The organism is Microbacterium sp., from assembly GCF_030149085.1.
In the GTDB taxonomy this organism is placed as follows: domain Bacteria; phylum Actinomycetota; class Actinomycetes; order Actinomycetales; family Microbacteriaceae; genus Microbacterium.
In genome coordinates this window covers 1-7356 of record NZ_JASBSF010000374.1, presented here as the reverse complement: position 1 = coordinate 7356, position 7356 = coordinate 1, and the positions used below count along the sequence as shown (strand labels likewise).

Sequence of the window (7356 nt, the reverse complement as noted above, 5' to 3'; positions counted from 1 at the left end):
CGTCATCGAGGTCGCAGCCGACGATCACTACGTCAGTCGCGGCGCGCACAAGCTCAGTGCCGCGCTCGATGCCTTCGCGGTGGACGTCGCGGGCAAAGTCGCGCTTGACCTCGGTGCGTCAACCGGCGGGTTCACGCAGGTCCTGCGGGAGCGGGGAGCGGCACCTGTCATTGCCGTCGACGTCGGCCACGGACAGCTCGCGCCCACTGTCGCCTCTGACCCCCAGGTCATCTCGGTCGAGGGGTTCAACGTCCGGTACATGGATGCCGATACGCTGCGTTCGGCATCCGGGGTGGAGTCTCAACCACAGATCGTGGTGGGAGACCTCTCCTTCATCTCTCTGGGGCACGTGCTTCCCGCGATCTGCCGCGTCGCAGCGGCGGATGCCGACATCATCCTGCTCGTGAAGCCGCAGTTCGAGGTGGGACGCACCGGCATCCGTGAAGGGGTCGTGACCGACGCGGGTCTGCGTTCCGAGGCGGTCATGGGGGTGCTCTGGTCTGCGTGGGATGCGAGACTCGGCACCCTCGGGGTGATCTCCTCCCCGATCGTGGGAACCCACGGCAACCTCGAGTACCTCGTGCATCTTGCCGCGTCGCGGGGGAGCAATCCGACAGAATGGATCAGCACGGTGAATCAGCTGACGGGAGCACGATGACCAACGAGGGCCGCAACATCCTCGTGGTCGCGCACGCGCTCCGCCCCGAAACGGTCGACGCAGCTGCTCGCGTGATCGGTGCGCTGCGTGAGGCTGGTGCAACCCCCGTCCTTTCCTCCGACGATCGGGCCGAACTCGGTACCGCGATCCCCGGCCCGCTCGCCGTACTGGGGGCCGATGTCGCCGTCGCCGACATCGAGCTGGCGATCGTGCTCGGGGGCGATGGCACGATCCTGCGGGCCGCAGAGCTCGTTCGCGAGGGCAGCGCCCCGGTTCTCGGGATCAACATGGGTCACGTCGGCTTCCTCGCCGAGATCGAGCGCGATGACATGGACGAGGCAGTCCGGCGGGTCATCGACCGCGACTACACGGTCGAAGAGCGACTCGCGCTGCAGGTGCGGATCAAGGACCGCGACGAGCAGGTCATCTACGAGACGTGGGCGCTGAACGAAGCAACGGTCGAGAAGGCCAGCCGGGAGCGGATGCTCGAGGTCGTGATCGAGATCGACGGGCGGCCGCTGTCGTCGTTCGGCTGCGACGGCATCGTCGTGTCGACCCCCACGGGCTCGACCGCCTACAACTTCTCCGCCGGCGGTCCGGTGATCTGGCCGGGAGTCGAGGCGATCGCCGTCGTCCCACTGTCGGCGCACGCGCTGTTCGCCAAGCCACTCGTGATCGCGCCCGAGCACACTGTCGCCGTCGAGTTGCTCGAGCGCACGAACGGCACCGGCATCCTCTGGTGCGACGGGCGCCGCTCACACGATCTTCCCGCCGGTGCCCGCGTCGTCGTGCGCCGATCGGAGCATCCCGTGCGGCTCGCGCGCCTGCATCCCGCATCGTTCACCGACCGACTCGTCAAGAAGTTCCGTCTGCCCGTCGAAGGATGGCGCGGCCCGTCACCCGCGGCGGAGAGTTCGTGATCGAGCAGATGACCCTGCGGGACCTCGGCGTGATAGCCGAGGCCACCCTGCCCATCGGTCCCGGGTTCACGGCGATCACGGGTGAGACCGGGGCGGGCAAGACGATGGTCGTCACGGGCCTCGGCCTGCTTCTCGGTCAGCGCTCGGACAGCGGTGCGGTGCGCGCGGGGGCGGCGCAGGCATCCGTGGAGGGCGTGTGGATGGTGCCGCCCGATGGGCCTGTGGCCGAGCGCGTGCGTGAGGCTGGCGCGGATGTCGAACCGATCGATGAGACCCGAGCCGAGCTGATCGTCGGACGCATCATCTCAAGCGAGGGGCGCAGCCGGGCGGCGGTCGGCGGTCGAGCAGCCCCCGCGGCGGTCTTGTCGGATCTTGCTGATGACCTGGTGGTGGTGCACGGGCAGTCCGAACAGCTGCGGCTACGCTCCAGTGCCGCGCAGCGCGACGCGCTCGACAGGTTCGGGGGAGCGGATGTCGCCGAGGCCCTCGAGGCGTATCGGGAACGGTTCGCGACGTGGGAGCGGCTGGACGAGCAGCTCACGACACTCGTCGCCGATCGCGACGCTCGCGCGGCCGAAGCAGAGGAACTCCGGGCCGCGATCGCGGTGATCGAGGCCGCCGCCCCGCGCGTCGGCGAGGATGCTGAGCTCACGCAGCGGGCCGAGCGACTCGCGAACGCCGAGGCGCTGCGAGAGGCCGCGGCGCTGGCGCATGCGGCACTGACAGCCGAAGACGAGGCAACAGACGCGACGACCCTTGTGGGGGAGGCGCGGCGTGCCCTGGAGCGTGCCGCGGGAAGTGACCCCGAGCTCGAGCGTCTCGCCGAGCAGGTAGCCGAGATCGGGTACCGGCTCGTCGATGTCTCAGCCTCGCTCGCCGGGTACCTCGCCGACCTCGATGAATCGGGTCCGCACGAACTCGCCGCTGTTGAGGAGCGCCGTGCGGCGCTGGCCGAGCTGGTGCGCGCGCACGGCTCGCTGGACGAGGCGATCGCGCTTCTTGACACCGGGTCCGCACGGCTCGCAGAGCTCGACGACGACGGCGAAAGAGTCGAGCGACTCACCCGGGAGCGTGAAGAGGCGGCATCCGCTCTCGATGATGCGGCAGCGGCGCTCACGGCGGCGCGCACGGCGGCTGCCACCCGCCTCGGAAAGCTCGTGACAGCGGAGTTGCATGCTCTCGCGATGCCGGATGCCGAGGTCGAGGTCTCCGTCACCCCCGCAGCACCCAGCCGGTCGGGCCGCGACGACGTAGCAATCCTCCTGGCGCCTCACCCGGGTTCGTCGCCACGTCCGGTCTCGCGCAGCGCATCCGGCGGTGAGCTCAGTCGCGTCATGCTCGCGATCGAGGTCGTGATCGCCCGCGTCGATGCCGTACCCACCTTCGTTTTCGACGAAGTGGATGCCGGGATCGGCGGCGCTGCGGCGATCGAGGTGGGAAGGCGCCTGGCGCGGCTGGCGCAGACATCCCAGGTGATCGCGGTGACCCACCTCGCGCAGGTGGCGGCCTTCGCGAACAACCACCTGAGCGTGGTCAAGGCCAGCGATGGTGCCGTCACGGCATCCGGGGTTCATCAGCTCACCGGCGCCGCTCGCGAGGCCGAGATGGCGCGGCTGCTCTCGGGAATGCCAGACTCCGAGGCAGCGCTCACCCATGCCCGCGAGTTGCTCGACCTGGGCACGATTGCCGACTGATAGGATCGAAGCCCGTGATGCAGACCCCGAGTGACTCGCACGGTTCCCCTTCGGATGACGCCCCGGCGTCCCTTTCTTCCACCGTCGAAGAGCGCTCGTCGGGCCTCACGACGACGAAGCACATCTTCGTCACGGGAGGCGTCGTTTCCTCCCTCGGCAAGGGTCTGACTGCCGCAAGCCTCGGCAATCTGCTCACCGCTCGCGGCCTGCGGGTCGTGATGCAGAAGCTCGACCCCTACCTCAATGTCGATCCTGGAACGATGAACCCGTTCCAGCACGGCGAGGTCTTCGTGACCGATGACGGCGCTGAGACCGACCTCGACATCGGGCACTACGAGCGGTTCCTCGACATCGACCTGAGCCAAGCGGCCAACGTCACGACCGGGCAGATCTACTCCCAGGTCATCGCCCGCGAGCGCCGGGGTGAGTACCTCGGCGACACCGTGCAGGTCATCCCGCACATCACCGACGAGATCAAGCGGCGCATGCGGTTGCAGGCGACCGAGGACCCGCAGCCCGATGTCATCATCACCGAGATCGGTGGCACCGTCGGTGACATCGAGTCACAGCCGTTCATCGAGTCAGCGCGCCAGATCCGGCATGAACTGGGCCGCAAGAACGTCTTCTTCGTGCATGTCTCGCTCGTGCCGTTCATGGGCGCCTCGGGGGAGCAGAAGACCAAGCCCACGCAGCACTCCGTCGCCACGCTGCGCTCGATCGGCATCCAGCCCGACGCACTCGTGCTGCGCAGCGATCGTCCCGTGACCGAGGCGAACAAGCGCAAAATCGCGCTCATGTGCGACGTCGACGAGGGCGCCGTCGTCAACGCGGTCGACGTGCCGAGCATCTACGACATCCCGACGATGCTCCACGACCAGGGGCTGGATGACTACATCGTCGATGCGCTCGATATCGCGAAGGCCGACCGCGTGGACTGGACCCGCTGGAGCCGCGTGCTGCAGGCGGTCCACAACCCCAAGCACGAGGTCACGATCGGCCTCGTCGGAAAGTACATTGATCTTCCTGACGCCTACCTGTCGGTGACTGAGGCCCTCAAGGCCGGTGGGTTCGCGCACGAGACCCACGTCAAGATCACCTGGATTCCGTCGGATCTGTGCGAGACCCCGGAGGGCGCGGCGAAGGCGCTCGCGTCGGTCGATGGGATCGTCGTTCCCGGCGGTTTCGGCATCCGGGGGATCGAGGGCAAGCTCGGTGCGCTGCGTTTCGCGCGCGAGCAGGGCATCCCGACGCTCGGCCTGTGCCTGGGCCTGCAGTGCATGGTGATCGAGTACGCCCGCAACATGGCGGACCTCCCGGGTGCGTCTTCGAGCGAGTTCGATCCCGACACCGATTTTCCGGTCATCGCGACGATGGCCGAGCAGGTCGACATCATCGATCACGGCGATCTCGGCGGCACGATGCGGCTTGGGCTGTATCCGGCGCAGCTCGATGAGGGCTCGATTGCGGCCGAAGTCTACGAATCGACACGGGTCTCAGAGCGCCACCGTCACCGGTACGAGGTCAACAACGCCTACCGTGACCGTCTCGCCACCGCGGGTCTGCGTTTCTCGGGACTCTCTCCCGACCGGAACCTTGTCGAGTACGTCGAGTTGCCGCGCGAGGTGCACCCGTACTACATCGCGACCCAGGCCCACCCCGAGCTGCGTTCGCGGCCGACGGCGCCGCATCCGCTGTTTCGCGGGCTCGTGAGCGCGGCCCTGGACCGCCACCGCGCGAGCGAGCTCTTCGACGTCGAATCGGATGAGTGAGAATCGGATGACTGACAGGGTGAGCGGCGCAGTGCGCGATGAGCCGTTCGAGGCTCCCGTCGTCTCGTCGACGCTCGTTCACGAGGGCCGGGTGTGGGATGTGCGCAGCGACACCGTCAGCTATGGCGGGGCCGAGATCGTGCGCGAGTACGTCGATCACCCGGGGGCGGCGGCTGTGGTCGCGATCGACGACGAGGGTCGGATGTTGCTGATCCAGCAGTATCGGCATCCGATTCGTCACCGGGACTGGGAGGTGCCGGCGGGACTGCTCGATGTCGCTGGCGAACCGCCGATGGCGACGGCGCAGCGGGAGCTTGCCGAGGAGGCTGACCTTGTTGCCGCGTCGTGCCAGCCGCTCGTGAGCATCTTCACGACACCGGGCGGCAACGACGAGGTCGTGCACCTGTTCCTTGCGCGCGGATTGAGCGCGGCGCCACAGGTGCACGAGCGCGAGGACGAGGAAGCCGACATTCGGCTCGAGTGGGTGCCCATCGATGAGGTCATCACGGGTGTTCTCGAGGGGAGCCTGCGAAACGGCATCCTCGCGGTGGGGGTGCTCGCCGCCGCCGAAGTGCTGCGTCGCGAACGCCAGGGCTGAGGATGCAGCTCGATCGGGCGCTCGATGCGTACCTGCGCCACGTCACGATCGAGCGGGGCCTGTCGGCGCACACCGTGGCCGCGTACCGCCGTGATCTCGGGCCGTACCGCCAGTGGCTCGCAGACCGCGGCATCGACGACTCGACCCAGGTCACTGCGGCGCTCGTCACCGAGTACATCGCTGAGCGCGCGGCATCCGATCCGCCACCGGCTGCCACGAGTCTTGCGCGCCTGCAGTCATCGGTGCGGGGGATGCATCGGTATCTCGTGGTCGAGGGGATTGACCCCATCGACCCGACGACGCACGTGAGGCCGCCGAAGATGCCCCGGCGCCTCCCGAAGGCGCTCACCATCGCCCAGGTCGAGGCGTTGCTGGCTGCTGCGGGTCCCGAACCTACGGCGGCAACCCCCGGAGACCTTGTGGCGTTGCGGGACCGGGCGCTTCTCGAACTGCTGTACGCGACGGGTGCGCGCGTCTCGGAGGCTGTAGGCCTCGATGTCGACGACGTGACCGACGGCGACATCCTGCGAGTGCGCGGCAAGGGTTCGAAGGAGCGCATCGTCCCTATCGGTTCGTACGCCCGGGCCGCGGTGGATGCCTACCTCACCCGCGCGCGTCCCGAGCTCGCACGCCGCGGCAAAGCTAGTCCGCGACTGTTCCTCGGAGCGCGGGGGGCGCCACTCTCGCGCCAGAGCGCGTGGCTCGTCATCCAGGCAGCCGCCGAACGCGCGCACCTGGAGGCGCACGTGTCGCCGCACACGCTGCGGCACTCGTTCGCGACGCACCTGCTGCAGGGAGGCGCCGATGTCCGGGTCGTGCAGGAGCTCCTCGGGCACGCCTCCGTCGCGACGACGCAGATCTACACGCACGTCAGCGTCGACGCCCTGCGTGATGTGTACGCGACCTCGCACCCTCGCGCGCGCTGAGCAGCTCAATTGTCACGGCTCCCGCCCGCGGCGGCATCCGTGCAGCTGTGGAGCATGGACAGTGTGAGAATCCGTCGCTCGCGTCCCCCCGCAGCCTTGCCCACCGGGCAGCGCTATGGATTCCCGTACCTGAGCGCAGATGAGATCTACCTCGACTCGGCCTGCCAGACCCTCCGGCCCCAGCCGGTGATCGATGCGCTGACTGAGTATTACCGCGAGTATGGCGCCTGCGGCGAGCGCACCCACTATGCATGGGGGAAGCGCGTCGACGAACGCGTGTCGGCTACACGAGACGCGGTAGTGCGGCTGCTTGCACTGCCCCCGCGTCGCTACCGCACCAGCTTCACGCTGAACACGACGTACGGCATCAATCTGCTGTTGCTCCAGTTGCCGGTCGGGCGCTACACCCGCATCGTCACGAGCCACACCGAACACAACTCGGTCTTCGTGCCCGTGATGCGCTACGCGCAGCGCGCCGGTGTGCCGCGGATTCTCCTGGGTCGGGAGCCCGACGGAGCCCTGCGATACTCGCCGGCAGATCTCGAGCGCGCCATCGTCGTCGTTTCCGCGATGAACAACGTTGACGGCACTGTCACCCCCGGCCTGGATCAGCTCGTGGCCGACACCCATCGCGCCGGCGGGATCGTGATCGTGGATGCCGCACAAGCCGCCTCCCACGCGGTCTCGGCTGTGCGCGGCATCCCCGCCGACGCGATCTGCTTCTCCGCCCACAAGATATATGGGGCTTCCCTCGGTGTCACCGTCGCGGCGACGACTCTGCTGGAAGAGCT

At 68.2% G+C, this 7356-nt stretch carries 7 protein-coding genes; all 7 read left to right on the top strand.

Annotation, left to right across the window (positions count from 1 at the left end; genetic code table 11):
- The coding region (locus Q1V87_RS15040; RefSeq protein ID WP_300594655.1) for a TlyA family RNA methyltransferase at positions 1–658 on the top strand (658 nt) is incomplete at its 5' end.
- Positions 655–1578 carry an NAD kinase gene (locus Q1V87_RS15035; protein ID WP_300594653.1) on the top strand — a complete coding sequence of 308 codons (924 nt, stop codon included), beginning with the start codon at positions 655–657 and terminating at the stop codon, positions 1576–1578. The genes Q1V87_RS15040 and Q1V87_RS15035, both read left to right, overlap by 4 nt.
- Positions 1575–3272: a DNA repair protein RecN gene (gene recN / locus Q1V87_RS15030; RefSeq protein ID WP_300594661.1), complete on the top strand. Its 1698-nt coding sequence runs from the start codon at positions 1575–1577 to the stop codon at positions 3270–3272. The genes Q1V87_RS15035 and recN overlap by 4 nt, the downstream gene beginning before the upstream one ends.
- A 17-nt stretch (positions 3273–3289) precedes the next feature.
- Complete coding sequence (locus Q1V87_RS15025; protein WP_300594658.1) at positions 3290–5041, top strand: CTP synthase; 1752 nt, start codon at positions 3290–3292, stop codon at positions 5039–5041.
- Positions 5042–5048: 7 nt separating this feature from the next.
- Positions 5049–5639, top strand: coding sequence for an NUDIX hydrolase (locus tag Q1V87_RS15020; protein ID WP_300594650.1), 591 nt, complete (start codon positions 5049–5051; stop codon positions 5637–5639).
- A gap of 2 nt (positions 5640–5641) precedes the next feature.
- A complete protein-coding gene (gene xerD / locus Q1V87_RS15015; protein WP_300594647.1) occupies positions 5642–6565 on the top strand; it encodes a site-specific tyrosine recombinase XerD in 924 nt (307 codons plus the stop codon).
- A gap of 54 nt (positions 6566–6619) precedes the next feature.
- Positions 6620–7356 (top strand): aminotransferase class V-fold PLP-dependent enzyme (locus tag Q1V87_RS15010; protein ID WP_300594644.1); only part of this gene is annotated, 737 nt, incomplete at its 3' end.